25 protein-coding genes and 2 tRNA genes are annotated in these 25,856 nt (G+C 68.5%); 14 read left to right on the forward strand and 13 right to left on the reverse strand.

Going from position 1 to position 25,856, the window contains the following annotated elements:
• Positions 1-147: 147 nt before the first annotated feature.
• The 3 genes from tuf to KY493_RS07790 all read right to left on the reverse strand — a co-directional run bounded on the left by tuf (position 148) and on the right by KY493_RS07790 (position 1,637).
• Positions 148-1,338, reverse strand: coding sequence for an elongation factor Tu (tuf, locus tag KY493_RS07780; protein ID WP_219895839.1), 1,191 nt, complete (start codon positions 1,336-1,338; stop codon positions 148-150).
• Between the two features lie 62 nt (positions 1,339-1,400).
• Positions 1,401-1,474 (reverse strand) — tRNA-Gly (locus KY493_RS07785).
• A 79-nt stretch (positions 1,475-1,553) separates the two neighbouring features.
• Positions 1,554-1,637, reverse strand: a tRNA-Tyr gene (locus KY493_RS07790).
• A 148-nt stretch (positions 1,638-1,785) separates the two neighbouring features.
• Between KY493_RS07790 and rlmB the strand changes: the two genes are divergently transcribed.
• The 3 genes from rlmB to KY493_RS07805 all read left to right on the forward strand — a co-directional run bounded on the left by rlmB (position 1,786) and on the right by KY493_RS07805 (position 4,010).
• Positions 1,786-2,670: a 23S rRNA (guanosine(2251)-2'-O)-methyltransferase RlmB gene (gene rlmB, locus KY493_RS07795; RefSeq protein ID WP_219895841.1), complete on the forward strand. Its 885-nt coding sequence runs from the start codon at positions 1,786-1,788 to the stop codon at positions 2,668-2,670.
• 192 nt (positions 2,671-2,862) lie between these two features.
• A complete protein-coding gene (locus KY493_RS07800; protein WP_219895842.1) occupies positions 2,863-3,675 on the forward strand; it encodes a TerC family protein in 813 nt (270 codons plus the stop codon).
• Positions 3,672-4,010 (forward strand): rhodanese-like domain-containing protein, encoded by a 339-nt coding sequence (locus KY493_RS07805; RefSeq protein ID WP_219895844.1) that lies wholly within the window; start codon positions 3,672-3,674, stop codon positions 4,008-4,010. The genes KY493_RS07800 and KY493_RS07805 overlap by 4 nt, the downstream gene beginning before the upstream one ends.
• Here KY493_RS07805 and KY493_RS07810 read toward each other — a convergent pair.
• From KY493_RS07810 to KY493_RS07825, 4 genes are all read right to left on the reverse strand, one after another.
• Positions 3,991-4,542 (reverse strand): hypothetical protein, encoded by a 552-nt coding sequence (locus tag KY493_RS07810; RefSeq protein WP_219895846.1) that lies wholly within the window; start codon positions 4,540-4,542, stop codon positions 3,991-3,993. The two genes, KY493_RS07805 and KY493_RS07810, sit on opposite strands and share 20 nt — an antisense overlap.
• A gap of 4 nt (positions 4,543-4,546) precedes the next feature.
• Positions 4,547-6,250 carry a methionine--tRNA ligase gene (metG, locus tag KY493_RS07815; protein WP_219895847.1) on the reverse strand — a complete coding sequence of 568 codons (1,704 nt, stop codon included), beginning with the start codon at positions 6,248-6,250 and terminating at the stop codon, positions 4,547-4,549.
• Between the two features lie 122 nt (positions 6,251-6,372).
• The gene (locus KY493_RS07820; protein ID WP_219895849.1) at positions 6,373-7,737 is read right to left on the reverse strand and encodes an MATE family efflux transporter; all 1,365 of its coding nucleotides are present in this window, start codon (positions 7,735-7,737) and stop codon (positions 6,373-6,375) included.
• A gap of 47 nt (positions 7,738-7,784) precedes the next feature.
• The gene (locus KY493_RS07825; RefSeq protein WP_219895850.1) at positions 7,785-8,183 is read right to left on the reverse strand and encodes a DUF1489 family protein; all 399 of its coding nucleotides are present in this window, start codon (positions 8,181-8,183) and stop codon (positions 7,785-7,787) included.
• Here KY493_RS07825 and KY493_RS07830 point away from each other — a divergent pair.
• Positions 8,182-8,583 carry an antibiotic biosynthesis monooxygenase family protein gene (locus KY493_RS07830; RefSeq protein ID WP_255567828.1) on the forward strand — a complete coding sequence of 134 codons (402 nt, stop codon included), beginning with the start codon at positions 8,182-8,184 and terminating at the stop codon, positions 8,581-8,583. The two genes, KY493_RS07825 and KY493_RS07830, sit on opposite strands and share 2 nt — an antisense overlap.
• A gap of 4 nt (positions 8,584-8,587) precedes the next feature.
• On the opposite strand, the gene KY493_RS07835 is transcribed toward KY493_RS07830, so the two are convergent.
• The 3 genes from KY493_RS07835 to KY493_RS07845 all read right to left on the reverse strand — a co-directional run bounded on the left by KY493_RS07835 (position 8,588) and on the right by KY493_RS07845 (position 13,274).
• Entirely contained in the window at positions 8,588-10,552 is a 1,965-nt protein-coding gene (locus KY493_RS07835) for an acetyl/propionyl/methylcrotonyl-CoA carboxylase subunit alpha (RefSeq protein WP_219895851.1), read from the reverse strand.
• A 63-nt stretch (positions 10,553-10,615) separates the two neighbouring features.
• On the reverse strand, positions 10,616-11,521 hold the full coding sequence (locus KY493_RS07840) for an enoyl-CoA hydratase-related protein (protein ID WP_219895853.1): 906 nt from the start codon (positions 11,519-11,521) through the stop codon (positions 10,616-10,618).
• Between the two features lie 160 nt (positions 11,522-11,681).
• Complete coding sequence (locus KY493_RS07845) at positions 11,682-13,274, reverse strand: carboxyl transferase domain-containing protein (protein ID WP_219895855.1); 1,593 nt, start codon at positions 13,272-13,274, stop codon at positions 11,682-11,684.
• A 375-nt stretch (positions 13,275-13,649) separates the two neighbouring features.
• Between KY493_RS07845 and rpsF the strand changes: the two genes are divergently transcribed.
• The 5 genes from rpsF (at position 13,650) to KY493_RS07870 (ending at position 18,000) form a co-directional block, all read left to right on the forward strand.
• A complete protein-coding gene (gene rpsF, locus KY493_RS07850; RefSeq protein WP_219895857.1) occupies positions 13,650-14,039 on the forward strand; it encodes a 30S ribosomal protein S6 in 390 nt (129 codons plus the stop codon).
• A gap of 12 nt (positions 14,040-14,051) precedes the next feature.
• Positions 14,052-14,324 (forward strand): 30S ribosomal protein S18, encoded by a 273-nt coding sequence (gene rpsR, locus KY493_RS07855; RefSeq protein ID WP_219895859.1) that lies wholly within the window; start codon positions 14,052-14,054, stop codon positions 14,322-14,324.
• Position 14,325: 1 nt separating this feature from the next.
• A complete protein-coding gene (gene rplI / locus KY493_RS07860; protein ID WP_219895861.1) occupies positions 14,326-14,910 on the forward strand; it encodes a 50S ribosomal protein L9 in 585 nt (194 codons plus the stop codon).
• Between the two features lie 158 nt (positions 14,911-15,068).
• Positions 15,069-16,565, forward strand: a complete 1,497-nt coding sequence (locus KY493_RS07865; protein WP_219895862.1) for a replicative DNA helicase — start codon at positions 15,069-15,071, stop codon at positions 16,563-16,565.
• 76 nt (positions 16,566-16,641) lie between these two features.
• Positions 16,642-18,000, forward strand: coding sequence for an FAD/NAD(P)-binding protein (locus KY493_RS07870; protein WP_219895863.1), 1,359 nt, complete (start codon positions 16,642-16,644; stop codon positions 17,998-18,000).
• On the opposite strand, the gene KY493_RS07875 is transcribed toward KY493_RS07870, so the two are convergent.
• On the reverse strand, positions 17,922-18,215 hold the full coding sequence (locus KY493_RS07875) for a DUF6356 family protein (RefSeq protein WP_370627374.1): 294 nt from the start codon (positions 18,213-18,215) through the stop codon (positions 17,922-17,924). The genes KY493_RS07870 and KY493_RS07875 overlap by 79 nt on opposite strands.
• A gap of 105 nt (positions 18,216-18,320) precedes the next feature.
• Between KY493_RS07875 and alr the strand changes: the two genes are divergently transcribed.
• The 5 genes from alr (at position 18,321) to KY493_RS07900 (ending at position 23,792) form a co-directional block, all read left to right on the forward strand.
• Positions 18,321-19,358 (forward strand): alanine racemase, encoded by a 1,038-nt coding sequence (alr, locus tag KY493_RS07880; RefSeq protein WP_219895865.1) that lies wholly within the window; start codon positions 18,321-18,323, stop codon positions 19,356-19,358.
• A 72-nt stretch (positions 19,359-19,430) separates the two neighbouring features.
• Positions 19,431-20,801 carry a DNA repair protein RadA gene (radA, locus tag KY493_RS07885; protein ID WP_219895867.1) on the forward strand — a complete coding sequence of 457 codons (1,371 nt, stop codon included), beginning with the start codon at positions 19,431-19,433 and terminating at the stop codon, positions 20,799-20,801.
• A 33-nt stretch (positions 20,802-20,834) separates the two neighbouring features.
• The gene (locus tag KY493_RS07890; protein WP_219895869.1) at positions 20,835-21,428 is read left to right on the forward strand and encodes a CvpA family protein; all 594 of its coding nucleotides are present in this window, start codon (positions 20,835-20,837) and stop codon (positions 21,426-21,428) included.
• Positions 21,429-21,456: 28 nt separating this feature from the next.
• The gene (purF, locus tag KY493_RS07895; RefSeq protein WP_219895871.1) at positions 21,457-22,962 is read left to right on the forward strand and encodes an amidophosphoribosyltransferase; all 1,506 of its coding nucleotides are present in this window, start codon (positions 21,457-21,459) and stop codon (positions 22,960-22,962) included.
• Between the two features lie 59 nt (positions 22,963-23,021).
• Positions 23,022-23,792, forward strand: coding sequence for an SDR family NAD(P)-dependent oxidoreductase (locus KY493_RS07900; RefSeq protein WP_219895873.1), 771 nt, complete (start codon positions 23,022-23,024; stop codon positions 23,790-23,792).
• 5 nt (positions 23,793-23,797) lie between these two features.
• Here KY493_RS07900 and KY493_RS07905 read toward each other — a convergent pair whose 3' ends face one another.
• Positions 23,798-24,220, reverse strand: a complete 423-nt coding sequence (locus tag KY493_RS07905; protein WP_219895875.1) for a lysozyme inhibitor LprI family protein — start codon at positions 24,218-24,220, stop codon at positions 23,798-23,800.
• 4 nt (positions 24,221-24,224) lie between these two features.
• Positions 24,225-25,844, reverse strand: coding sequence for a ribosome biogenesis GTPase Der (der, locus tag KY493_RS07910; protein WP_219895877.1), 1,620 nt, complete (start codon positions 25,842-25,844; stop codon positions 24,225-24,227).
• Positions 25,845-25,856: the final 12 nt, after the last annotated feature.

Genomic DNA, 25,856 nt, shown 5'->3' on the forward strand with positions numbered 1-25,856 from the left:
AGCCACAACGCAAAACCCCCGCCGGATCGCTCCGACGGGGGTAATGTTTAGGTCTCAAGACCGATCGCGATCAGGCGATGATCTTGGAGACCACGCCGGCGCCGCCTCCCCGTTCGCGGTTTCCGCGGACGGGGCTCGTTGCGAAGATCAGGCGATGATCTTCGAAACGACCCCTGCTCCAACCGTGCGGCCGCCTTCGCGGATGGCGAAGCGCAGCTTTTCTTCCATGGCGATCGGGGTGATCAGTTCGACGTTCAGCTCGGCGTTGTCGCCGGGCATGATCATCTCCACGCCTTCCTTCAGGTGCACGATGCCGGTCACGTCGGTCGTGCGGAAATAGAACTGCGGGCGGTAGTTGGTGAAGAAGGGGGTGTGACGACCGCCTTCTTCCTTGGTCAGGATGTAGGCTTCGGCCACGAACTTGGTGTGCGGGGTGATGGAGCCCGGCTTGCACAGCACCTGGCCGCGCTCGACGTCTTCACGCTTGGTGCCGCGCAGCAGCACGCCCACGTTGTCGCCCGCCTGGCCCTGGTCCAGCAGCTTGCGGAACATTTCCACGCCCGTGCAGGTCGTCTTCTGGACCGGACGGATGCCGACGATCTCGACTTCCTCGCCGACCTTGACGATGCCGCGCTCGACGCGACCCGTCACCACGGTGCCGCGGCCCGAGATCGAGAACACGTCTTCCACCGGCATCAGGAACGGCAGGTCCACCGGACGCTCAGGCTGCGGGATGTAGGCGTCAACCGTGGCCATCAGCTCCAGCACGCGCTGTTCGCCGATTTCCGGGTTCACGCCGTCGGTCGCGGCCTTGGCCGAGCCCTTGGTGATCGGAATGTCGTCGCCCGGGAACTGGTAGGACGAAAGCAGCTCGCGCACTTCCATCTCGACGAGCTCGAGCAGCTCCTCGTCGTCGACCAGGTCGACCTTGTTCATGAACACCACCAGCGCCGGCACGCCGACCTGACGGGCCAGCAGGATGTGCTCGCGGGTCTGCGGCATCGGGCCGTCGGCGGCCGAAACCACCAGGATCGCGCCGTCCATCTGGGCGGCGCCCGTGATCATGTTCTTCACATAGTCGGCGTGGCCGGGGCAGTCGACGTGGGCGTAGTGACGGTTGGCCGTCTCATATTCCACGTGCGCGGTGTTGATCGTGATGCCGCGAGCCTTTTCTTCCGGCGCCGCGTCGATGTCCTCGTACTTCTTCGCCGTGGCGCCGCCCGACTTCGCCAGCGTCATCGTGATCGCCGCCGTCAGCGTCGTCTTGCCGTGGTCAACGTGACCAATCGTGCCGATGTTGCAGTGCGGCTTCGTGCGTTCGAACTTTTCCTTGGCCATCGCCAAAACTCCTGATTGGCCCGGGTCCGTTCAGCGGATGGGCGTCATGCTCATCAAAAACCTGGAGCGGGTAGACGGGATCGAACCGACATCCTCAGCTTGGAAGGCTGCTGCACTACCATTGTGCTATACCCGCGCAAAGAATGCGGGCGCCCACAAGGGACAACCGCACCCGGCCGCTTTGTCGTCCCAGGCCGCGTGGTTCAAGAAGCGCGTGGTGGGGGAAGCAGGACTCGAACCTGCGAAGCTTACGCAGGGGATTTACAGTCCCCCCCCTTTGCCGCTCGGGACATTCCCCCGCGCGCGTCTCGAAACCGCCGAAACCGCTTCATCCACGACCATTCGGACGAGGGTGAAACAAAAGCCTTCGGCTTGTCCCACCGCCTGGTTTAGACGGTGCGCCAGACCCGAAAGCCCCTAGGGCTCCAAATCGGAGGGCGTCTTATAGTGTCGTCGAAATCAGAACGCAACGACCGGAAACAAGGGAAAAACGCGGGCGCGAAATCGCGCGGAGACAGCCCGCGAGCGCGCCCTCAAACGCCCGCCGTGCAAGGACGCGGGCCAGCGGAAGCGCCGCGTGGCGCGCCTCGCGGAGGCGGCGCCAGCCGGGCGGATGCGGACAACTTCCTGTGGGGCCGGCACCCCGTTCTGGCGGCCCTGGCGAATCCCGCCCGGCGCGGCATGGGCCGCCTGCTGGCGACGCCGGACCGGGCGGAGGAGATCGAACGCGACAGTCTCGCGCACGGGCACAGGATCGAGGTGGTGGACGCTCAGGCGCTGACCCGCATGCTGCCGCAGGGCGCGGTGCACCAGGGCCTGGCGTTCAAGGTGCAGCCGCTGGAGGGGGTGCCGCTGGAGGAGATCGCAGAACCAGCGCAAGGGCTGATCGTGATGCTGGACCAGCTGACCGATCCGCAGAACGTCGGCGCCATCTTCCGCTCGGCCCTGGCGTTCGGGGCGCGCGGGATCGTGGTGCAGGACCGGCACGCGCCCGCGCTCGCCGGAGCGCTCGCCAAGGCAGCGGTGGGGGCGACCGAGCGGCTGCCGCATGCGCGGGTCACCAACCTGTCGCGGGCGCTGGAACGGCTGGCGGACCTGGGTTGGCGCGCGGTGGGGCTGGACGGGTCCGGCGAGCAGACGCTGGAAGAGGCGCTCGACGCACGCCCAACGGTGCTGGTCATGGGATCAGAGGGAGACGGCATCCGCCGGCTGGTGGCCGAACACTGCGACGCCCTGGCTCGTATTCCGATGCCCGGCGGGTTCGAGAGCCTGAACGTGTCCAACGCAGCGGCGGTGGCGCTGTACGAGGCGGCGCGCGCGCAAAGGGCATAGCCTCTCCTCCCTGCCGGGAAGCGGCGGAGAGGTGGATCGGCGGCGCAAGCCGACGAGACGGAGGGGTTCTGCGAGGCGGACACGGCCCCTCCGTCACGATGCTGCGCATCGCGCCACCTCCCCATCGCTTCGCGACAGGGAGGAGAGGTCGTGACGCTTGGCGCGGCGAGAGGTCGCGGGTAGAGAGCGGCCATGGAATTTCTCGCCTCTCCCGAATTCGCCAGCCAGGCGTCCGCCCTCGGCCAGGTCCTGCTGATGGACCTGGTGCTGGCCGGCGACAACGCCGTGGCCGTGGGCCTGGCTGCCGCCGCCCTGCCGCAGGACCAACGCAAGAAGGCGATCCTGATCGGCCTGGCCGCCGCGGTGGTGATGCGCATCGGATTCGCCCTGATCACCGTGCAGCTGCTGGCGTTGGTCGGTCTCCTGCTGGCCGGCGGGCTGTTGCTGCTGTGGGTGTGCTGGAAGATGTGGCGCGAACTGCAGGAGCAGCGCACCCACGACCAGGCGGAGGCCGAGAAGGAACTCGAGCTCGCCTTGAGCATCGAGCACGGCCAGGGTCCTTCGCCCGAGGAACTGGGCCTCAAGCGAAAGACCTTCGGCGCCGCCCTGCTCCAGATCATGGTGGCCGACATCACCATGTCGCTGGACAACGTCCTGGCCGTGGCCGGTGCGGCGCACGAGCATCCGTGGATCATGGTGTTCGGCCTGGTGCTGTCGATCGCGCTGATGGGCGTGGCGGCGACCTTTATCGCCAAGCTGCTGCATCGCTACCGCTGGATCGGCTACATCGGCCTGGTGGTGGTGCTGTATGTCGCGCTGCACATGATCTGGGACGGCGCGCGTCAGGTGGTGGTGCGCACGGGCAACCTCGAGCCGTTCAACGCCTCCGCGCCCGGCTTCCTGGAGATCGACGAGGATGAAGCCGCGCACCACCTGGGTCAGCAGCGCAGTGAGGGCAGCGCGGTTCCTGGCCCTGCCGAGCCCGACCCGGCCGCCGCTCAATGACGGCTGTGGCGGCCATCGACGTCAGGCAGGCGCGCGAGCTGCTGGAGGCCGGCGACGCCGTGCTGATCGATGTGCGCGAGCCGGATGAGTTCGCCGCCGCCCGCATCAAGGGCGCGATCCTGGCGCCGCTCAGCCAGATGCCCCAGGCCTGGTTGGGGCTGGATCTGCCGGTCGACAAGACGGTGATCGTCATGTGCCGCGTCGGCGGCCGCAGCGGACGGGTGTGCGCGGCCTTTGGTCCAGAGGGACCGGACGGCCAGGCGGTGGTCAACATGGACGGCGGCATCCTGGCCTGGCAGGCGGCCGGCCTGCCTGTCACCGAGGGCGATCAGTAGCCCAGCGCGCCAAGGCGTCTCGCATCCATTGTGGGGCGTCGACGAAGTCGGGCTGAAGATCGGTCATCGCGGCGGCTCGTTCCCGCATCTGCTCCAACGGCGGCATGTCGTGCTGCGCGCGTTCCGCGTCCGTTGTCGCCGGATCGACGTCCCAAAGCCGCCAGCCCTGTCCATCGGGCACGATGTTGGATCCGAACTTCTGCGGTCGGCCGGAATACATGAGCGAACGATCCAGCGCCGCCGCCGCCAGCCAGCGCGCGTTGCGATACCCGAGCTGGTCGGCGCGGGTCGCCAGCTGATGCGCCTGATAGGCTTCATCGCTGCGGTCGCCGTGGTTCAGCACCCAGGCCGCGGCGTAGAAATCTTGCGCGGTGCTAGGTGGAGCCGCGGCGAGCAGGTGGAGGACCCGCTTACGCCGGTCGGCGTCTCGCCGGCGCAGGGCGGCATAGGCGGCCGTACCCGCAACCACGGCGCGATCCTCCGCCTGATCGTCGGCGAGCAGTTCGCAATACGACCCGCCCGCGTCCGTCACCGGCTCAGGCCTCCGCGCCGCCGAAGCGTTCGGACCATTCGGCGACCTGGGCGTCTTCGATCTTGGCGAACAGCACGCCCTGTGCGGCCACGGCCTGGCCGACGGGCAGGACGTTCAGCAGGTCCTCGTCGGCGCCTGGCCAGCTGAGGTCGGTCGAGCCGACGGACGCCGCGATCTTTTCGGCCGAGAATGGCAGGATCGGCGCGGCCAGGCGCGCGAACAGGGCGACGAGGTTCAGGCCGGTGCGCACGCCCACGGCCGCGCGGTCGCGGTCGGTCTTCAGCGCGGTCCAGGGCGCCGCTTCCTGCAGATATTCGTTGCCAAGCACCCAGCAGGCGCGGATCGCGGCCGAGGCCTTGCGGAACTCCATGGCCTCGAACTGCTCGGTCGCCTCGGCGAGGCCGGCGCGCAGGTCGATCAGCAGCTTTTCCTCGACCGGACCAGCTTCGCCGCCTTCGGGCGCGACGCCGTCGAACTTGGACTCCGCGAACTTGACGATGCGGTTGACGAAGTTGCCCAGCACGTCGGCCAGGTCCTTGTTGGTCGATGCCTGGAAATCCTCCCAGGTGAACGGCGAATCGGCGTGTTCGGGACCATAGGCCGTCAGGCGCCAACGCCAGTAGTCGGCGGGCAGCAGTTCCAGCGCCTGATCCATGAAGACGCCGCGCTTCTGCGAGGTCGAGAACTTGCCGCCATACCAGTTCAGCCAGTTGAAGGCCTTGAGTTGGTCGACGGTCTTCCATGGCTCGCCCGAGCCGATGATGGTGGCGGGGAAGCTGACGGTGTGGAAGGCGACGTTGTCCTTGCCCATGAACTGGACATAGCGAACGTCTTCGGCGCCCTCGTCCAGCCGCCACCAGGAGCGCCAGTCGTGACCGGTGGCCTCCGCCCACTCCTCGGTCGCCGCGATGTATTCGATGGGCGCGTCGAACCAGACGTAGAAGACCTTGTCCTCCATGCCCGGGCGAGGAAAGCCGTCCTTGGTCACCGGCACGCCCCAGGCGAGGTCGCGGGTGATGCCCCGGTCGATCAAGCCTTCGTCCAGATGCTTGTAGGCGATGGACTTGGCCAGCTGCTGCCAGCCGGTCTTGCCATCGACCCAGGCGCGGATCTCGGGCTCGATCTTCGTCTGAAGCAGATAAAGGTGGCGGGTGTCGCGCACCTCCAGGTTCCGCGAGCCGGACACCGCCGAATAAGGGTCGATCAGATCGGTGGGATCGAGCAGGCGGCCGCAGTTGTCGCACTGGTCGCCGCGCGCCTTGGGATAGGCGCAGTGCGGGCACGTTCCCTCGACATAGCGGTCGGGCAGGAAGCGGGCGTCGTCGATCGAGTAGATCATCCGATCCACCCGCTCTTCGATAAGGCCGTTCCGCTCCAGCGCCTCGGCGAAATGCTGCGTAAGGCGGTGGTTCTGAGGGTTGGACGAGCGGCCGAACGCGTCATAGCTGAGGCCGAACGCCTCGCCCGCCCGCTTCTGGATCTGGTGCTGTTCGTCGCAATAGGTGCGCACGTCCTGGCCGGCGGCGGCAGCGGCCAGCTCGGCCGGCGTGCCGTGCTCGTCGGTGGCGCAGATGTAGAGGACCTCATGCCCTTGCGCCCGCTTGAACCGCGCCCAGACGTCCGCCGGCAGCATCGACCCCGCCAGGTTCCCCAGGTGCTTGATGCCGTTGATGTAGGGCAGCGCCGAGGTGATGAGGATGCGGGCCATGGGTTCCTGAGTGGCGAGTGGCGAGTGGCGAGTGGCGAGTGGCGAGTGGCGAGTGGCGAGTGTTAGTGGCGACGGATGTCGGGGACGGCAAGGTGTAGCGGCGGAAAAGCGCGTGGTCGCGGCTACTCGCCTCCCGCCGCTCGCCGCTCGTAACTCGCCCGCCTCGCCACACGCAGGAACCGCCCGGTCAGCAGCCCGCCGGACACGAGGCTGGCGATGATCACCGCCCAGACAAGCCCGTCCACGCCGATGCGGTGGGCCAGCACCCAGCCCAGCGGGATCATCACCAGGCCGTAGGAGCCGAAATGCATGAGGGTCGGCCACCAGACGTCGCCCGCGGCACGGTTGGCCTGGGCCGCGACCACCTGGATGCCGTCGGCGACGAAGAACAGGGTGGCGAGCGCGAGCGCCGGGCCGGCGATGGCGACCACGGCCGGATCGGTGCTGTAGGCGCGCACCAGAAGCGCCGCCGTGGGCCAGATCAGCAGCGCCACGATCAGGGCCAGCACCGTCACCACCGCCAGGCCGACCAGGCCGCCGCGCAGAACGCCGGCGCGATCGCCCGAGCCGTAGCTCTGCCCCACCACCACGGCGGTGGCCGACGACAGGCCCATGGGCATCATGAAGACGATGGCGGACATGTTGATGACGATGGCCCACCCCGCCGTCTCGGCCGCGCCCAGCAGGCCCGCGATCACCGTCATGGCGGCGAAGGCGCCGACCTCGATGAAGTTGGAGGCGCCTGCGCCCAGGCCCACCTTGACCTGCTCGCGCTCCGTCACGCGGTCACGCGCGGGCTTGCGCCAGAGGTTCCAGGCCTTCGCCTCGGGTTGGCGGACGATGTAGATCACCAGAAAGACAGCCAGCGCCGTGCGCGCGCCGAAGGTCGCCCAGGCCGAGGCTGCGGCGCCGTCAACGCCAAGGTTCAGCAGGTCGGGCACCAGCAGCAGGTTCAGCCCGACATTGACGCCATTGGCCACCCACATGGCCCACATGCCGGGCTTAGGCCGCGACAAGCCCTCCAGGAAGAACTGCGCCGCCACCGAGACCAGATAGGCCGGCATCGACAGGGCGAAGATCACCAGCGGCAGGGCCGCGCCCTCGCCCAGCCCGTCCTCGAAGCCGACGTTGCGCATGACCCAGGGGCCGGCCAGCACCATCAGCAGCAGCGACGCGACCCCGATCTGAAGCGAGTAGACGACGCCGCGCCGCAGCACCGCGCCGACCTCGGCGTGTCGCCCCTCGCCCAGCATGCGGGCGGTCATCACCTGCACGCCCATCATCAGGCCGACGGCGGTGGTCAGCACCACCGACGATGGGGCCCAGGCCAGCGAGTGGAAGGCCAGCTCTTGAGAAGAATAGTGACCGACCACAATGGCGTCGGTCAGGCCCATGGTCATGATGCCGATGCGCGCCAGCACGACCGGCCAGGCCAGTGACGAGAGCTGGCGCAGGGTAGCGCGAGTTTGGAGGGACAGGATGGACATGGGAGCCGCGCCAGACCACGCGCGGCCGTCCGGGTCAACTCGGCGGCCTACCAGGCGCCGAGTTCGCGCAGCTGACGCACCAGATCCTCCGGCGCCTCTCCCGCGTCGACGGCGGACAGATCGATAGGCGCGTCCTTGGGCTCGAAATAGCGCCAGCCCTGAAAGGGACGCCTGCCCAGAGGCGCGGTGCGCACCACCACCGGTTCCAGCGTGATCTCGCATCGACTGGCCTTGCCTTCACCAAGCGTGGCGATGTTCAGCACCGGCTGGCGGCAGACAATCGTTCCCTTGACCACCCAGAACAGCGATCCGCCGTCCTCGATCTCGGCGGCGCGCTTGGGCGTCATGCGGGTGTGGACCACCAGCGGCTGGCCGCCCTGCGCGCGTCGTTCCAGCCATTCGACGTCGGGCACGCCGACGCCGAGCTTGATCATGTGAAGAGGCATGGGCCGCCAAGTAGGGAGCCGGCGGCTCGGTGGCTACATTCTTAATGAAGGCAAGCTATCGATCCGGCTGCGGCGAAGCTTGTTCCGGCTTCGCGCCGAACGGGCTGCCATGTACGGATTGATTACCCGCCTGACCGCCGCGAGCGGACGGCGTAACGAATTGGCCTTGATGCTGCTGGATCCGGCGGCAAACCGGCGCGGCTGTCACCACTATGTGGTCGCGCTCGGCACGGACGGACCGGACAGCCTGTGGGTCACCGAAATCTGGATCAGCGAAGAGGCTCATCGCGCGTGGGTGGCGGAGATCAGGGATTCCGAGGTGCTGAAGCCTGCGCTGGCGCTGATCGCCACCTGGGGCGACACCATCATCACCCGCCCGCTGGCCGGAATCGGGCTGTAGGGCCTCAGTCGGCCGCTCGGACCTGGGCCAGAACGGCGCCGTCGGTGACCTGGTCGCCCACCGTGACGGACAGGCCCGAGACCACGCCGTCGAACGGCGCGACCAGCGCATGCTCCATCTTCATGGCCTCCAGAACCACAACAGTCTGGCCCTTGGTCACGGCGTCGCCGTTCGACAGCGGCGCAGCGACGATCCGGCCAGGCATGGGCGCGCGCAGGGCGCCGTCGGAGGCCGCGCCTGACGCCGCAGCCTTGACGCGGAACCGCTCCACCCGCCGCGCCTCGCCGTCGACGAACAGCACGAAGTCGTCGCCGTCGGCCTGGAAGCCAAAGAGGCGCTCGCCGGTCTGCACCTGATCGAAGCCGACCTGGGCGATCGGCCCGCCGTCGATGCGCCAGCCGCCGGGCGCCGGCGCGGCTTCGCCGTGGATGGCCTCGCCGTCCAGCAACGCCCAGGTCGCAGTGCGCGCGCGCGCGTTCAGGCGAAGCCCATACGAAAGGCCCGGCTGGCCGCTCCAGGGCGAATAGCGATCGGCAGAGTCGGGGCCGCCATCCAGCGCCGCCTCGGCGATCAGGGTCAAGGCGGCGGCGCGAGCAGAGGCCTCGTCGCGAGAGGCCAGAGCCCCCTCCTCCGCCCCGATGAAGCCGGTGTCCACATCGCCCTCGACGAACCGGGGATGCTCCAGGCATCGTTTGAGAAAGGCGGCATTGGTGCGGACTGGCCAGACCTCGACCTCGCCGCAGGCCTGCGCCAGCCGCTCGGCCGCCGCCTCGCGCGTCTCCTCATGCACGATCAGCTTGGCGATCATGGGGTCATAGAACTGGCTGACCTCGCCGCCCTGCTCCACCCCCGTGTCGATGCGAACGTCGTCCGGCAGGCGGAAATGATCCAGCCGTCCGATCGAGGGCAGGAAGCCGTTGGCGGGGTCCTCGGCATAGAGGCGCGCCTCCATGGCCCAGCCGTTCAGGGCGATCTCATCCTGCTTCAGCGGCAGGGGCTCGCCCGCGGCGACGCGGAATTGCCATTCCACCAGATCGACGCCTGTGACGCTTTCGGTCACCGGATGCTCGACCTGAAGGCGGGTGTTCATCTCCATGAACCAGATGCGGTCGGCGTTCAGACCCTCCGACGCATCAGCGATGAATTCGATGGTGCCGGCGCCGACATAGTCGACCGCGCGCGCCGCCTTGATCGCGGCGCCCGTGACGGCGGCGCGCGTCGCCTCATCCATGCCGGGGGCCGGCGCCTCTTCGATTACCTTCTGGTGGCGGCGCTGCAGCGAGCAGTCGCGCTCGAACAGGTGCACGACCTGGCCGTGACGGTCGCCGAACACCTGCACCTCGATATGGCGAGGCCGGGTGATGTAGCGTTCGATCAGCACGCGATCGTCGCCGAACGCCGCCTTGCCTTCCCGCTGGGCGCTGGCCAGGCCGTCGGCGAAGTCCTCGGGCCGATCGACCCGCTTCATGCCCTTGCCGCCGCCGCCGGCCACGGCCTTGATCAGGACGGGATAGCCGACGCGGTCCGCCTCGGCCGCCAGGGTCGCGGCCGTCTGGTCCTCGCCCTGATAGCCGGGGGTGACGGGCACGCCCGCCTGGATCATCAGCGTCTTGGCCGCATCCTTCAGGCCCATGGCGCGGATCGAAGCGGGGTCGGGGCCGATCCAGACAATGCCCGCCGCTTTCACCGCATCCGCGAAGTCGGCGTTCTCGGACAGAAAGCCGTAGCCGGGATGGATCGCCTCCGCACCCGTCGCCCTGGCGGCCGCCAGCACCTTGGCCGCGTCGAGATAGCTCTCGCGCGCCGCCGCCGGCCCGATCAGCACCGCCTCGTCCGCCTCGCGCACATGCAGGGCGTCCGCGTCGGCTTCCGAATACACCGCGATCGTGCGGATCCCCATGCGGCGCGCGGTGCGAAAGACGCGGCAGGCGATCTCGCCGCGATTGGCGACCAGGACGGAGGTGAACATCAGGCGGCTTCCCGGAAGGCGTTGTGTGCGGGCGGTCTCATGCCGCCCTTGTCGAAGTCGATCTCACTGGAACCAGCTGGGCTGGCGCTTGTCGAGAAAGGCGCGCACGCCCTCCTGCCCTTCCGGCGACACGCGCGCGCGGGCGATGCGGCGGGCGGTGTCCTCGATCAGGCTCGTGTCCAGCTTGTGCTCGGCGACGTGGTGGACCAGCCTCTTGGCGTCGCCCATGGCGCCCGGCGCATTGCCGGCCAGGCTGTCGCTCAGCATCGAGATGAACTCGTCCATCGAGCCTTCCGGCAGGACCATGTCGATCAGACCGGCGTGGGCGGCGTAGTCGGCGTCGAAGATGTTGCCGGTCAGGAACAGCTGGCGGGCGCGGCGCGCGCCGACGGCCTCGACCACATAGGGGGCGATGGTCGCCGGAATCAGGCCCAGCTTGACCTCGGAAAAGGCGAACCGACTGCCCTCGATCGCCACGGCCATGTCGCAGGCGGCGACGATGCCCGCGCCGCCCCCCATGGCCGACCCCTCGACCAGGGCCACCGTCAAGGCCGGCACGTCGTGCAGGCTCTTCAGCATCTTGGCCAGACCCATGGCGTCGTCGCGGTTGTCGCCCTCGCTCCAGTCGGCGGCGTCGCGCATCCAGGAGAGGTCGGCGCCGGCGCTGAAGGTCCCGCCCGCGCCGCGCACGAACACGACCCGCACATTGTCGGCCCCATGCAGGGTGTCGAACGCCTCGTGCAGCGCGGCGACGGTGGCCGCATCAAAGGCGTTTCGCTTGTGCGGCCGGTTGATGGTGACGAAGACCGCCCCGTCCTCGGTCGAGTCGATCTGCACCAGTTCGTCGTCGGCGTCGGGCGCGGCGCCCGGCACCAGCGGCTGGGCGATCGAGTTGATCTGCGCCTCCTCGGCGTCGGTGACGTCCAGGGCGTTCAGCTCGGCTTCGGTCGGGATTTCGCGATCGGTCATGGCAGTTCTCCAGCTCAGCATCCCCTCTCCCAGCGGGAGAGGGAGGGACCCGCCGCGAAGCGGTGGGAGGGTGAGGGTCGAGGCGTGCGCTATGGACCGCCGTCGATCCCTCATCCGGCCCTTCGGGCCACCTTCTCCCAACGGGAGAAGGATGAATAGGTTACATCCTGAACACGCCGAAGGTGGTATCCGGGATCGGGGCGTTCAGGCTGGCGCTGATGGCGAGACCAAGCACGTCGCGGGTCTGGGCCGGGTCGATGATTCCGTCGTCCCACAGGCGGGCGGTGGCGTAGTAGGGATTGCCCTCGTCCTCGTACTTCTGGCGGATGGGGGCCTTGAAGGCCTCGGCGGCGTCCGTGGTCCAGGTCTCGGCGTCGCGGTGCACGGTGGCGAGCACGCTGGCGGCCTGTTCGCCGCCCATCACGCCGATGCGGCTGTTCGGCCAGGTGAACAGGAAACGCGGCGAATAGGCGCGGCCGCACATGCCGTAGTTGCCGGCGCCGAAGCTGCCGCCGATCAGAACGGTAAACTTGGGCACCTCGGCCGAGGCGACGGCGGTGACCAGCTTGGCGCCGTCCTTGGCGATGCCGCCGGCCTCGTACTTGCCGCCCACCATGAAGCCCGAGATGTTCTGCAGGAACAGCAGCGGGATCTTGCGCTTGCAAGCCAGCTCGATGAAGTGCGCGCCCTTTTGTGCGCTCTCGCCGAACAGCACGCCGTTGTTGGCCAGGATGGCGACGGGATAGCCCCAGATCCGGGCGAAGCCGCACACCAGGGTCGCGCCGTACAGCGCCTTGAACTCGTCGAACTCGGAGCCGTCGACGATGCGGGCGATGACCTCGTGCACGTCATAGGGTGCGCGCACGTCCTCGGGGATCAGGCCATAGAGCTCGGCCGGATCGAAGGCCGGCGCGCGAGGCTCTCGCACGTCCATCTCGACGGCCTTGACGGTGTTCAGGTTGGCGACGATCGAGCGGACGATCTCCAGCGCATGTTCGTCGTTCTCGGCCACATGGTCGACCACGCCCGAACGGCGGCCGTGGGTCTCGGCGCCGCCCAGCTCCTCGGCGGAGATGACCTCGCCGGTCGCGGCCTTCACCAGCGGGGGACCGGCGAGAAAGATGGCGCCCTGGTTCCTGACGATCACCGTCTCGTCCGACATCGCGGGCACATAGGCGCCGCCGGCGGTCGACAGCCCCATGACGCAGGCGATCTGGGGGATGCCCCGAGCGCTCATCCGCGCCTGGTTGAAGAAGATGCGGCCGAAATGGTCGCGGTCCGGGAACACCTCGGCCTGGTGCGGCAGGTTGGCGCCGCCCGAATCCACCAGATAGACGCACGGCAGGCGGTTCTGTTCGGCGATCTCCTGAGCGCGCAGGTGCTTCTTGACCGTCATGGGGAAGTAGGCGCCGCCCTTCACCGTTGGGTCGTTGGCGACGATCATCACCTCGCGGCCCGAGACGCGGCCGACGCCGGCGATCACGCCCGCACCGGGCGCCTCGTCGTCGTACATGCCGGTTGCGGCCAGTTGGCCGACCTCCAGAAAGGGCGAGCCGGGGTCCAGCAGCCGCTCGACCCGGTCCCGGGGCAGCAGCTTGCCGCGTGCGACGTGGCGCTCCCGCGCCTTGTCGGAGCCGCCGCGCGCCGCCTGCGCCACCTGGGCGCGCAGATCGTCGACCAGCGCGCTGTTGTGCGCCTGCAGGGCTTTATACTGGGGGCTGTGCGGATCGACCGCCGAGGTCAGCTTTGGCATGCGGCTGGTGTAGGCGGGGAAAAGAGGCCGAACAAGCGCCTCTCCCTCCCCGTTCGGGGAGGGTGGTCGCGCAGCGGCCGGGTGGGGGCGGCCAAGCAAGGCCGCACCTGCTGGCTGCGGGACAGGTTGGTGATGGATTGCCCCGCCCTCCCCACCCGGCGTCGGCTTCGCCTCGGCCACCCTCCCCCACGGGGGAGGGAGAAATGTTGCGCTTGTCCCCCTTTTCCTCTATGAGCCCGCGCTTTCCGGGGCTTCGGTCCCGATGCGGAACGCCAAAGGGCTTGGGAGATCGTCCCGGCCGCCGCTTCGGGAGCCATCGTGGACGCGACTTCACCCGGTCGCGCCGCGCCGAGGTCCACCAAGGGAGACTACCGCATGGCTCTTTACGAGCACACGGTCATGACGCGCCAGGACATCTCGGCGCAGCAGGCCGAAGCGCTGAACGACACCATCAAGGACCTGATCACCCAAGGCGGCGGCTCCGTCGCCAAGATCGAGTACTGGGGTCTGCGCAACCTGACCTATCGCGTGAAGAAGAACCGCAAGGCTCACTATTCGCTGCTCGCCGTTGACGCCCCTCCGGCCGCCATGGCCGAAGTCGAGCGCCAGCTGTCGATCAACGAAGACGTGCTGCGCTGGCTGACCGTCCGCGTCGAGGAACTCGACCTGGAGCTGTCGCCGCTGCTGGCCCGCCGCGAGCGTGAACGCGAGCGCGAGCGTGAACGCGGCCCGCGTGACGACGCCGCCGCCGAAGCCGCCGAATAAGGAAACCGGATCATGACTGACGCCACCCCGACTCCGGGCGCTCCGGTGGGCTCCGGCCCGGCCCGTCGCCCCTTCTATCGCCGCCGCAAGGTTTGCCCGTTCTCGGGCGCCAACGCGCCGAAGATCGACTACAAGGACGTGAAGCTGCTGCAGCGCTACGTCTCCGAACGCGGCAAGATCGTGCCCTCGCGCATCACCGCCGTTTCCCAGAAGAAGCAGCGCGAACTGGCCAAGGCCATCAAGCGCGCCCGCTATCTGGCCCTCCTGCCGTACGTGGTGAAGTAAGATGAAGGTCGTTCTGCTCGAACGCGTCGAGAACCTCGGCGCCATCGGCGACGTCGTGTCCGTCAAGGACGGCTTCGCCCGCAACTTCCTTCTGCCGCGCGACAAGGCCCGCCGGGCCACCTCCGCCAACCTGAAGGCCTTTGAACTCGACCGCGCCGCCATCGAGCAGCGCAACGAGAAGAACAAGGCCGACGCGCAAAAGGTCGCCGACAAGATCGACGGCCAGACCTACGTCATGATCCGCCAGGCCGGCGAAACCGGCCAGCTGTACGGTTCGGTCGCCGGTCGCGACGTCGCCGAGGCCATTCAGGCCGAAGGCGGCAAGGTCGAGCGTTCGCAGGTCGTGCTGAACACCGCGATCAAGACGCTGGGCGTCCACGAAGTGCCGGTTCGCCTGCACGCCGAGGTCCGCGCCACGGTCAAGGTCAACATCGCGCGTTCGGCCGACGAAGCCGAGCGTCAGGCCAAGGGCGAGGACGTGATCCGCAGCCAGTTCGACGACGAACGCCAGGCCGCCGAGCAATCGGCCCAGGAGCTGCTGGAAGGCGGCGCCGGCCAGCAGGAAGGCTTCGGCGACCGGGAGTAATCCCGACTGACCGACCATGCTTGAAGAGGGCGCGCCTCCCCACGGGGGCGCGCCCTTTTTGCTGCGCCAAAGACATCCACAGGCTGTCCCCTGTCATATTCGAGGCACGGCCGAATCCGTCCGCGTCCGACGCAGGATCACGCTAGACGCCTAAGGTCATGAACGCCTTCGCCCCCCTGCCCTTCAGCGCCTCTCCGATGGATCCGGGGCCGTCCGTCGCCTCCATGCCGCACAACCTCGAGGCCGAGCAGGCGCTGCTGGGCTCCCTGATGTTCGACAATGCGGTGTTCGAGCGGTTGAGCGACCGCCTGCGCGGCTCGCACATGTACGAGCCGTTCCACCAGCGGCTCTACGAGGCGATCGAGGACCACATCCGCCAGGGCATGCTGGCCGAACCGACCATCCTGATGGAACGCTTCAAGCAGGATCCGGCGTTCCAGGAGTTCGGCGGCCTGCGCTACCTGGCCGATCTGGTGGACCGCGCGCCGCCGGCGGCCAACGCGCCTGACTATGCCCGCGTCGTCTATGATCTGGCCCTGCGCCGGGACCTGATCCGCATCGGCGGCGACATCATCAAGGAAGCGCCGAACCCCGAGACCCCCGCCGACGAGCAGATAGAACAGGCTGAACAGACGCTGTATTCGCTGGCCGAGACCGGCAAGCCGTCGTCGGGATTTGTGGCCTTCTCGCACGCCCTGTCCGGCGCCGTGCAAATGGCGGCCGAGGCCTATCAGCGCGACGGCAAGCTGGCGGGCCTGGCCACGCACCTGGACGACCTGGACTCCAAGCTCGGCGGCCTGCACCCGTCCGACCTGCTGATTCTCGCGGGTCGTCCGTCGATGGGCAAGACGGCGCTGGCCACCAACATCGCCTTCAACGTCGCCCGCAACTATCGCTGGGAGCCGACGCCGGAGGGTCGCAAGACGGTGTCGGGCGGCGTGGTCGCCTTCTACTCGCTGGAAATGAGCGCCGAACAGCTGGCCATGCGTATCCTGGCCGATGCGTCGGGCGTGTCGTCGGACAAGCTGCGCAAGGGCGAGATCAACGCCTCCGACTTCGGCAAGATCAGGGATGCGGCGGTCGAGATCGGCGAAAGCCCGCTCTACATCGACGCGACGGGCGGCCTGTCCATTTCCAAGCTGGCGGCGCGGGCGCGGCGATTGAAGCGGATGGAGCATGGACTGGATCTGCTCATCGTCGACTACCTGCAACTGGTGACCACCGGAGACAACAGCCAGAAGAACCGGGTGCAGGAGGTGTCGGAGATCACCGGCGGCCTGAAGGCCCTGGCCAAGGAGCTGTCGGTGCCGATCATCGCCCTGTCGCAACTGTCGCGTCAGGTGGAGCAGCGCGAGGACAAGCGACCGCAGCTGTCGGACCTGCGTGAATCCGGCTCGATCGAGCAGGACGCCGACTGCGTGATGTTCGTCTATCGCGAAAGCTACTACCTGGGCCGGGCCGAGCCGCGCGAGGGCACCGAAGAGCACCTGAAGTGGCAGGAAGACATGGACCGGCTGGAGCACCAGGCCGAGGTTGTCATCGGCAAGCAGCGCCACGGCCCCATCGGCATCGTCAAGCTGGCGTTCGACGCAGACACCACCAAGTTCGGCAACCTGGCGCACGACGGCCGCTACGACAACGTCCCCTACGAATGACGCTCGCCCGGCTCGGCGCGACGCTCTAGAAGCGCGGCGGGGACGCGGAGGGCCGGTCATGCAGGACGATCACGACATGACGACGATCGCCGTGGTCGGCGCCGGCTTCAGCGGCGTGATGACGGCGGTGCATCTGCTGAGCGGATCGGACGACGTGCGCGTCGTGCTGATCGAGCGGCGGGAGCGGTTCGCGCGCGGGGCGGCCTATGACACCGACGATGCGACGCACCGCCTGAATGTGCGGGCCGAGGGCATGAGCGCCTTTCCCGACCAGCCCGACCACCTGCTGCAGTGGCTGGAGGCGCGGGGGCTGGACCGGGGCGACGGCTTTGTCGGGCGCGGACAGTACGGCCGCTACCTGGAAGACGTGCTGGCGCAGGCGGAGACGCGGTATGGCGCCAGGCTACGCCGGCGTCGTGGCTCGGTGGTCGGCGCGGGACGCTCGCCGGCGGGCTTCACCCTGACGTTGGATGACGGCGAGCCTGCCGCCGCCGACGCCGTGATCCTGGCCATCGGCAATCTGGAACCCGGCGCCGTCCCCGGATTTGCACCCGAAGCGCTCGCCTCTCCCGCCTATGTGCAGAACCCTTGGGACCGAGCGGTCCGCGCTCCGGAGACGGCGACAGACGTCCTGCTGGTCGGTTCCGGCCTGACCATGGTGGATGTGGCGATTTCGCTGGATCGGCAGGGGCGGAGGATCACCGCCCTGTCGCGCAATGGCCGCCTGCCCCTGCCCCATCTCGAGAAGGCCGTGCCGCCAGTCGCGCCACCCTCGGCTGGACCGCCGCTTTCCATGTTCCGAGAAATCCGTCGGTCGAGCGCGGACGGTGAATGGCGGGGCGTCCTTAATGGCCTGCGCACCAAGGCGGCCGGCTTCTGGCGCAACTGGACGCCGGGAGAGCGGCGCGGTTTTGTGCGGCACCTGCGCGCCTTGTGGGACGTGCACCGGCACCGGCTGGCCCCGGCGATCTGGGCGCGCATCGAATCCATGATGGACCACGGACGGCTGTCGGTCGTCGGCGGCCGGATCGTCAGCGCGCGCACGGCGGACTGCGGGCTGGAGGTGGAATGGCGTCCGCGCGGCATGGACGAGGTCGTCCGTCGCCGATTCGACCTGGTGGTGAACTGCACCGGGCCGCTGGCCCAGGTGGAAAGAAGCGCCGATCCCCTGATCCGCGGCCTGCTGGATCAGGGCCTGGCCGTGGCCGAACCGCTGGGTCTGGGTTTCGCGGTCGAGCCGGACGGCCGGTTGCTGGACCGCTCAGGCAGGCCTCAGGACGATCTGGTCGCGGTGGGACCGCTGGCGCGCGGGCCGTTCTGGGAGATGACGGCCGTGCCGGACCTGCGCCTGCAGGCTCAGGAGGCCGCCCGCGCCCTGCTGCGCCGCCGGGTTTCCGCAGGCTCGCGGATGGAAACGGGCGCCGAGACGGTCTGAGCGGCCCGCTGCTCCAGTTGGGCATGCAGGCGCCGGATGGTCGTGCTGCCGGTCTTGGGAAACAGGAAGGGCGCCACGCCGTGGACGATGCACGCCACACCGGCGCCGATCAGCGTCGCACCGGTCTTGGTCGCGAACAGAAGATGCTGGCCGTAGCTTTCGCCGACCGAGCGCGGATGTTCGGTGAACAGGCGGATGACGGGAATCCCTGACAGCTGACTTCAGGCAATCTAACAGCAGACGCGCGCCTTGGCTCCTGGCCTGCGTTGCTTTGAACCGATCGTGATGCAAGCCGCGCGGGTTTGCGCCATAAGGCGGCCATGACCGCCCCCGCCGTCCTGTCCGTCGATCTCGACGCCCTTGCCCGCAACTATCGCACGCTGGAGCGTCTGACCGGCGTGCCCGTGACGCCCGTGGTCAAGGCGGACGGCTATGGCCTGGGCGCGGCGGCCGTGGCGCGGCGGCTGATGTTGGAAGGCGCGCGGACGTTCTTCATCGCCCGCCTCTCCGAGGGCGTGCTGTTGCGTCAGGCCGTAGGGCCTGAGCCGGTCATTTATGTGCTGGATGGCTGCCATGGCGAGGGGGCCCCGGCCGCCTTGCGCGCCGCCGACCTGCGGCCCGTGCTGAACCAGCCAACACAGATTACCGCCTGGCTGGACAGCGGCGGCGGCCCCTCGGCCTTGCAGATCGATACGGGCATGAACCGCATCGGCGTGCGCCCCGAGGACGCGCCCGAGCCCTTCGCGGGCCTGGAACTGGTGATGAGCCATCTCGCCTGCGCCGATGAGCCCGACCAGCCGATGAACCGGCGCCAGCGCGATCTGTTTGCGCAAGCGACGCAGCGTTACCCGGGGGTGACGCGCTCCTTCGCCAACTCAGGCGGGTGTTTCCTGGGACCAGACTTCGCCTTCGATCAGGTGCGGCCAGGGATCTGCCTGTACGGCAGCGGACCGACGGGGCGGCCGGATGATCGGATCGCGCCGGTCGCCACCCTGCTGGTCGATATCCTGCAGGTGCGCGACGTACTGGCGGGCGAAAGCGTCGGCTATTCGCGCGGCTTTGTCGCCGACCGTCCGATGCAGGTCGCCACCTGTGCGGCGGGATATGCGGATGGAATCCTGCGCAGATACAGCCCGGACGGTCAGGTCTGGGTCGGAGGCGAGATGCGGCCGATGCTGGGTCGCGTGTCCATGGACGTCATCGCCGTTGACGTGACCGGCCTGGATGTCACAGCCGGCGATCAGGTCGAGGTGTTCGGCCCCAACCGGCTGCTGGACGACGCAGCGGCGGCCGCCGGAACGATCAGCTACGAGCTGCTGACCTCCGTCATGCCGCGCGTGCCGAGGCGCTATCTGTAAAGACGCTGCGTCCCATGCTGACGCAAGTCCGCACCATGTGAGGCGTCTCTCCGCCTGATAAGAAGGACGCCCATGGCTCGTGATTCCGCTCTCTATGTCTGCCAGTCCTGCGGCACGGTCCACGGCAAGTGGTCGGGCCAGTGCGGCTCGTGCGGACAGTGGAACACGCTGGCGGAGGAAAGCCGCAGCGCGCCGCCCGGCGCGATCAAGCCGGCCGCCGCCGCCTCTGCTCGCGGGCGAGGCGTGCAGTTCGAAACCTTGCAATCCGACGCGCCCGAGCCGCCGCGCATCGCCACGGGCGTGGCCGAGTTCGACCGCGTCTGCGGCGGCGGCGTGGTGCCGGGATCGGCCATCCTGCTGTCCGGCGATCCGGGGGTGGGCAAGTCCACCCTGCTGCTGGAGGTCACGGCCAAGGCGGCGCTGAGGGGCGCGCGGGTCGCCTATATCTCGGGCGAAGAGGCCGTCGAGCAGATCCGCGCCCGCGCCAAGCGGATGGGGCTGGCGGATGCGCCGGTGAACCTGGCGGCAGCGACGGCGCTGCGTGAGATCCTGTCGACGCTGAAGCGAGAGAAGTTCGACATCGTCATCGTCGATTCGGTCCAGACCCTGTGGTCCGACGTGCACGACAGCGGACCGGGGTCGATCACCCAGGTCCGAGCCTGTGCGGGCGAGCTGGTGCGACTGGCCAAGACGGGCGGCCCCGCCGTGATTCTGGTCGGCCATGTCACCAAGGACGGGCAGGTCGCCGGCCCACGCGTGGTCGAGCACATGGTCGATGCGGTGATGACCTTCGAGGGCGAGCGCGGCTATCCCTTCCGCATTCTGCGCGCCGGCAAAAACCGCTTCGGCGCAACCGACGAGATCGGCGTATTCGAGATGGGCGACAGCGGCCTTCGCGAGGTCGCCAACCCGTCGGCCCTGTTCCTGGGCGAGGGCAAGGAGCGCCAGCCGGGCGCCGCCGTCTTCGCCGGCATCGAGGGCTCCCGCCCCGTCCTGGTCGAGATGCAGGCGCTGGTGGCGCCGTCCGCCTATGGCACGCCCCGGCGCGCGGTGGTGGGCTGGGACAACGGGCGGCTGGCCATGCTGCTGGCGGTGCTGGAGGCGCGCTGCGGGCTGGGGTTCGGGGACAAGGATGTCTATCTGAACGTGGCGGGCGGACTTCGCATCAACGAGCCGGCCGCCGACCTCGCCGCCGCCGCCGCCCTGATCAGCTCGGCGACCGACATGCCGCTGCCGCAGGGCTGCGTCGTGTTCGGCGAGATCGGACTGTCGGGCGAGGTGCGCAGCGTCGGCCGCGCCGAGGCCCGTCTGCGCGAGGCGACCAAGCTGGGCTTCGATCAGGCCCTGTGCCCCGCCCTGCCCGCCAAGGCGAAGGGGGTGAAAGCCACCACCCTGTCGCGGCTGACGGAAGCGGTCGAAAGAATCTCGGCGAACCGCTATTAGGGTCGGGCCACAGCCACAGGACCGCAGCCGAACGTGACCGGATACGATGTCTTCGCCATTCTGGTCATCCTCGCCTCGGCCGGCGCGGGTTTCGTGCGCGGAGGCGTGCGGGAAGTCATCACCCTGCTCAGCGCCATGCTGGCGGCGTTCCTGGCCCTGATCGTCCTGCCGTGGACCGCGCCGCTCGGGCGCGCGCTGGTCGATCCCGACTGGGCCGGGTCGATCCTGGCGGCGGTGGGCGGGTTCCTCCTCGTCTACTTCGGCCTGCGCACGCTGGGCGCGCTGCTGTCCAAGGGCGCAAAGGCCCATCCGGCGCTGGGCGGCGTGAACAGCGTCCTGGGGCTGATCGTCGGCGTGATCCGGGCGCTGGTGCTGATCGGCGCGGTGCATCTGGTGATCGTCGCCGCCCTGCCCGGAGAGCGCACGCCGCGCTGGCTGTCGCAGGCCGCGCTTCAACCAGTCAGCGCCATGGCCGCCCGCGCCATTCAGGTGGTTCTGCCCGGCATCGGGCGCGGCGCCGACGCCCTGTCGCCTGTGATCGACTCTTCCGTGCGAAGAGGATTCTCGGACGAGGACGCCTTGCCCGCGCCCCAAACTGAGCCTACTTCGCGCCCTGAAGCCCCCTGACATCCGTATGCACATCGGAGCCCCGACGATGCGCCACCTGATCGCCGATCCCGTCGTTCACCGCGAGCATTATCGCGAGGCCGACGATGACCAGCTGCGCCTGGAGTGCGGCGTGTGCGGCGTCTGGGGCGCGGAGGCTGACGAAGGCTCCTCCATCGTGGCGCTGGGCCTGCACGCCCTACAGCATCGCGGCCAGGAAGCCTGCGGCATCGCCAGCGTCAAGGACAGCCGCTTTCACACCGAACGTCACCAAGGCCTGGTGGGCGAAGCGTTCGGCGGGGCCGACCTGTCCCAGCGCATGCCGGGCGGCGCGGCGGTCGGGCACACGCGCTATTCGACCTCGGGCGGATCGTTCCTGCGCAACATCCAGCCGATGTTCGCCGATCTGGACCAGGGCGGCATCGCCATCACCCACAACGGCAATCTGACCAACTTCAAATATCTGCACAGCCAGCTGGTCAGCGAAGGCGCCATCTTCCAGTCGACCTCCGATTCGGAAGTCATCCTTCACCTGATCGCCCGCAGCCGGAAGGCCAAGATCGTGGACCGCTTCATCGACGCGCTGGCGCGCATCGAGGGCGGCTACGCCCTGGTCGCGCAGACGCGCAGCAAGATGATCGGCGCGCGCGATCCGCTGGGGATCCGCCCGCTGGTGCTGGGCAAGGTCGGCGAGGCCTGGGTGCTGGCGTCCGAAACCTGCGCCCTGGACATGATCGGCGCGACCCATGTGCGCGACATCGAGCACGGCGAAGTGGTCGTGATCGACGAAAGCGGCCTGCAGTCGATCAAGCCCTTCCCCGCCCGATCGGCCCGGCCCTGCCTGTTCGAATACGTCTATTTCTCGCGTCCCGACTCCGTTGTGAACGGCCGCTCCGTCTATGAGGTCCGCAAGGAGATGGGTCGCGGACTGGCGCGCGAGCATGCGGTCGAGGCCGACATCGTCGTGCCCGTTCCCGATTCGGGCGTTCCGGCGGCGCTGGGCTATGCGCAGGAAAGCGGCATTCCCTACGAGATGGGGATCATCCGCAGCCACTATCTGGGCCGCACCTTCATTCAGCCCAGCCAAGGCGCACGGCAAAAGGGCGTGCGCATGAAGCACAGCCCCAACAAGGCGGCGCTGGCGGGCAAGCGCGTCGTGCTGATCGACGATTCGATCGTGCGCGGCACCACCTCGGTCAAGCTGGTCCGCGCCGTGCGCGCGGCGGGCGCCAAGGAGGTGCACCTGCGCTCGGCCAGCCCGCAGATCCTGTATCCAGACTTCTACGGCATCGACATGCCCGAGCGCGCGCAGCTGATCGCCGCCAACAAGACGCTGGAAGAGATGCGCGAGATGCTGGAGGTCGATTCGCTCGGCTTCCTGTCGATCGACGGCCTCTACCGCGCCATGGGCGAGGATGGACGCAACAACGCCCATCCCCAGTTCACCGATCACTATTTCACCGGCGAATATCCGACCCGCCTGCTGGATCGCGAGATCGAGGAAGGCGGACGCCAGGTCACGGCGCGTCAGCTGTCGCTGCTGGTCAGCGCCTGATCCAGCCTGCCGGTCGCTGCGCGCTTGGACAGCGTCTGAGGTCCGGCTAAGACGGCGGCATGTCCAGCGCCGTTTCGCCCCAATTCCCGTGCCTGTCCGGCCGCATCGCCCTGGTCGTCGGGGCCTCTCGCGGCATCGGCCATGAGAGCGCGCTGGCACTGGCGCGGGCCGGCGCTCACGTCGTGGCGACCGCGCGGACCCAGGGCGGGCTGGAAGAGCTGGACGACGCTATCCTTGCCGCGACCGGCAATCGCGCGACGCTGGTTCCCTTCGATCTGGTGGACGGCGGCGGGATCGACCGGCTGGGCGGCGCCCTGTTCGAGCGGTTCGGGCGGCTGGACGTCTGGGTGCAGGCGGCGGCGACCATGGGGCCATCGGGCCTCACGCCCGTCGCGCACGCCGACCCGCGCGAGTTCGCCAAGGTCGAGAAAACCAACTTCACCGCCGTCTATCGCCTGATCCGCTCGCTGGAGCCGTTGCTGCGCGCCTCTGACGCCGGCCGCGCCATTCACCTGACCACCAGCGTGGCCTCGGCCCCCCGCGCCTTCTGGGGCATGTACGCCGCGACCAAGGCGGGCGCCGAAGCCCTGTTCAAGGCGTGGGCCGACGAGGTGGAGTCGACACCCATTCGCTGCGCCATTGTCGATCCAGGTCGCATGCGCACCCAGATGCGTGCCCAGGCCTACCCCGGCGAGGATCCGGCGATCCTGCCTCACCCGTCCGATATCGGCCCGCTGATCGTCGATTTGGCTCGCGGCGACCGCACGCCGCCGCTGACCGTCAAGTTCCAGGACTGGAGGTCCGCCCCTTCCGGGGAGGCCCTGGTCTAGACGTGTCAGGCGCCCGGCAGCGCGGGCTCCGGCAAGATCGGCGGGGTGCTGTCGACGAAAGTCAGATACTCGCGCCAAAGATGGTGCGTCCGCTCCCGCGTCAGGTCAGTCTTGCAGGCCAGAAACATCGACTGCCGGATTGAGCCGTCCCGCCAATGCGTGTGGACTGCGTTGCAGGCGCTGTCCGCATAAGCAGCCCAGGCGGCCTGGCTGTCGGTGATCTCGACGATCAGCCCGTCGGCGGCGCCGCTCTCCTCGCGGAGACGGGTCAAGGCAGCGTCAAGATACGCCCGCATCCGCGCCGTTTCCTGCTCCAGTTCCACGCCCCTGCATTCGTCAATCTGAACGTTGGTCACGGCGCTGGCGCAGTCCAACCCCGCTTCGCTGTTCTGGACGGACAACAGGGCGGCGGCGAGCAGGGCGAGCATGGCCCTACTTCTTCGGTCCGCTCTTCTGGCCGGTGCGGATGCGGCCGGAGCGGCTGACCTGGCGGGCGCCGCCGCGTGCGCCCTTGCCGATGGCCACGCTGGTTCCCGCCTTCTTGGACGAAGACGCCTTGACCGCGCCGATGACGCGCGGCTTGGCGACGCGCGTCTTTTTCTGCTCCAGCGCCTTGCCGGGCAGGTTGGACAGCTGTTCCTGCTTTTCGGCCTTCAGCACCTTGCGCGGCGCCGTCTTGGCCGCGCCCTTGAACCGCTCGGGCCCCGACTTGGCGCCGCCGCCGACATAGGGGTTCTCGCTGCCCGACTTGACCGTCAGGCGGATCGGCGTGCCGGGCAGGTCAAAGCTTTCCCGGATCGAGTTCACCAGATACCGCTTGTAGTGGTCCGGCATGGCCGAGGCGCGGCTGGCCATCAGCACAAACGTCGGCGGACGCGCCTTGGTCTGGGCGATGTATTTGGGCTTGATCCGCTTGCCGTCCACGGCGGGCGGCGGGTGCCGCTGGGTGGCGAGCGACAGCCAATCGTTCAGGTCCTTGGTCTTCACCTTGACCGACCAGGTGTCATAGGCCTGAAGCACCGCCGGCATCAGACGTTCGACGCCACGCCCGCTGTGCGCCGACAACGCAACAAAGGGCGAGCCCTTCAGCTGCGGCAGCTTGTCCTCGGCCAGGCGCTTCAGTTCGGCCAGGCGGGCCTGCGGCTCGTCCTCCAGGTCCCATTTGGAGGCCACATAGATCAGGCCGCGGCCTTCGCGCTCGACCAGATCGGCCAACTGCAGGTCCTGGGTGTCGAAGGCGTCGTCCTTGTCCATCACCAGGATCACCACCTCGGCGAAGGTGATGGCGCGAATGGTGTCGGCGACGGACAGCTTTTCCAGCTTCTCCTGGACCCGCGCCTTGCGTCGCATGCCGGCGGTGTCGACCAGACGGATGTTCTTGTCTTCGTAGACCCAGTCGACCGAGATGGAGTCGCGGGTGATGCCCGCCTCTGGACCAGTCAGCAGGCGATCCTCGCCCAGAAGGCGGTTGATCAGCGTCGACTTGCCGGCGTTCGGGCGGCCGATCACGGCGATGCGGATCGGTTTTTCCGGCTCATCCTCTTCTTCGATGAAGATGTCGGCGGAGGCGGCCAGGATCGCCTGGTAGAGGTCGGCCATGCCCTCGCCGTGCTCGGCCGAAATGGCGACGGGTTCTCCAAAGCCCAGGGCGTGCGCCTCGCCCACACCGCCGCCCGAAGCCTGGCTTTCGGACTTGTTGGCCAAGAGGACGACCGGCGTGTGCTGCTTGCGAAGGCGATCGGCGAAGATGCGGTCCAGCGAGGTCACGCCTTCGCGGGCGTCCATCATGAACAGGATCAGTTCGGCGTCTTCCAGCGCGGCCTCGGTCTGCTCGCGCATCCTGGCCTCGAGGCTCTCGTCGGTGACGTCCTCGTAGCCGGCCGTGTCGATCAGCGTAAGGTCCATGTCCCCGATCACGCCGTCCGCATAGCGGCGGTCGCGGGTCACGCCGGGGCGATCATCGACCAGCGCCAAACGCTTGCCGACAAGGCGATTGAACAGGGTCGACTTGCCCACATTGGGGCGGCCGACGATGGCGACCTTCAGAGCCATGCCGGCCTTCTA

Origin of the sequence: Brevundimonas sp. PAMC22021 (genome assembly GCF_019443405.1) — a bacterium.
GTDB lineage: Bacteria > Pseudomonadota > Alphaproteobacteria > Caulobacterales > Caulobacteraceae > Brevundimonas.

What these genes read in the sequence shown, in the direction of transcription:
- tuf (WP_219895839.1), bottom strand. Translation starts at nt 1,338, where the DNA reads ATGGCCAAGGAAAAGTTCGAACGCACGAAGCCGCACTGCAACATCGGC.
- KY493_RS07800 (WP_219895842.1), top strand. Translation starts at nt 2,863, where the DNA reads ATGGAATTTCTCGCCTCTCCCGAATTCGCCAGCCAGGCGTCCGCCCTC.
- KY493_RS07805 (WP_219895844.1), top strand. Translation starts at nt 3,672, where the DNA reads ATGACGGCTGTGGCGGCCATCGACGTCAGGCAGGCGCGCGAGCTGCTG.
- metG (WP_219895847.1), bottom strand. Translation starts at nt 6,250, where the DNA reads ATGGCCCGCATCCTCATCACCTCGGCGCTGCCCTACATCAACGGCATC.
- KY493_RS07820 (WP_219895849.1), bottom strand. Translation starts at nt 7,737, where the DNA reads ATGTCCATCCTGTCCCTCCAAACTCGCGCTACCCTGCGCCAGCTCTCG.
- KY493_RS07830 (WP_255567828.1), top strand. Translation starts at nt 8,182, where the DNA reads ATGGGCCGCCAAGTAGGGAGCCGGCGGCTCGGTGGCTACATTCTTAAT.
- KY493_RS07825 (WP_219895850.1), bottom strand. Translation starts at nt 8,183, where the DNA reads ATGCCTCTTCACATGATCAAGCTCGGCGTCGGCGTGCCCGACGTCGAA.
- KY493_RS07835 (WP_219895851.1), bottom strand. Translation starts at nt 10,552, where the DNA reads ATGTTCACCTCCGTCCTGGTCGCCAATCGCGGCGAGATCGCCTGCCGC.
- KY493_RS07840 (WP_219895853.1), bottom strand. Translation starts at nt 11,521, where the DNA reads ATGACCGATCGCGAAATCCCGACCGAAGCCGAGCTGAACGCCCTGGAC.
- KY493_RS07845 (WP_219895855.1), bottom strand. Translation starts at nt 13,274, where the DNA reads ATGCCAAAGCTGACCTCGGCGGTCGATCCGCACAGCCCCCAGTATAAA.
- rpsF (WP_219895857.1), top strand. Translation starts at nt 13,650, where the DNA reads ATGGCTCTTTACGAGCACACGGTCATGACGCGCCAGGACATCTCGGCG.
- rpsR (WP_219895859.1), top strand. Translation starts at nt 14,052, where the DNA reads ATGACTGACGCCACCCCGACTCCGGGCGCTCCGGTGGGCTCCGGCCCG.
- rplI (WP_219895861.1), top strand. Translation starts at nt 14,326, where the DNA reads ATGAAGGTCGTTCTGCTCGAACGCGTCGAGAACCTCGGCGCCATCGGC.
- KY493_RS07865 (WP_219895862.1), top strand. Translation starts at nt 15,069, where the DNA reads ATGAACGCCTTCGCCCCCCTGCCCTTCAGCGCCTCTCCGATGGATCCG.
- KY493_RS07870 (WP_219895863.1), top strand. Translation starts at nt 16,642, where the DNA reads ATGACGACGATCGCCGTGGTCGGCGCCGGCTTCAGCGGCGTGATGACG.
- alr (WP_219895865.1), top strand. Translation starts at nt 18,321, where the DNA reads ATGACCGCCCCCGCCGTCCTGTCCGTCGATCTCGACGCCCTTGCCCGC.
- radA (WP_219895867.1), top strand. Translation starts at nt 19,431, where the DNA reads ATGGCTCGTGATTCCGCTCTCTATGTCTGCCAGTCCTGCGGCACGGTC.
- purF (WP_219895871.1), top strand. Translation starts at nt 21,457, where the DNA reads ATGCGCCACCTGATCGCCGATCCCGTCGTTCACCGCGAGCATTATCGC.
- KY493_RS07900 (WP_219895873.1), top strand. Translation starts at nt 23,022, where the DNA reads ATGTCCAGCGCCGTTTCGCCCCAATTCCCGTGCCTGTCCGGCCGCATC.
- KY493_RS07905 (WP_219895875.1), bottom strand. Translation starts at nt 24,220, where the DNA reads ATGCTCGCCCTGCTCGCCGCCGCCCTGTTGTCCGTCCAGAACAGCGAA.
- der (WP_219895877.1), bottom strand. Translation starts at nt 25,844, where the DNA reads ATGGCTCTGAAGGTCGCCATCGTCGGCCGCCCCAATGTGGGCAAGTCG.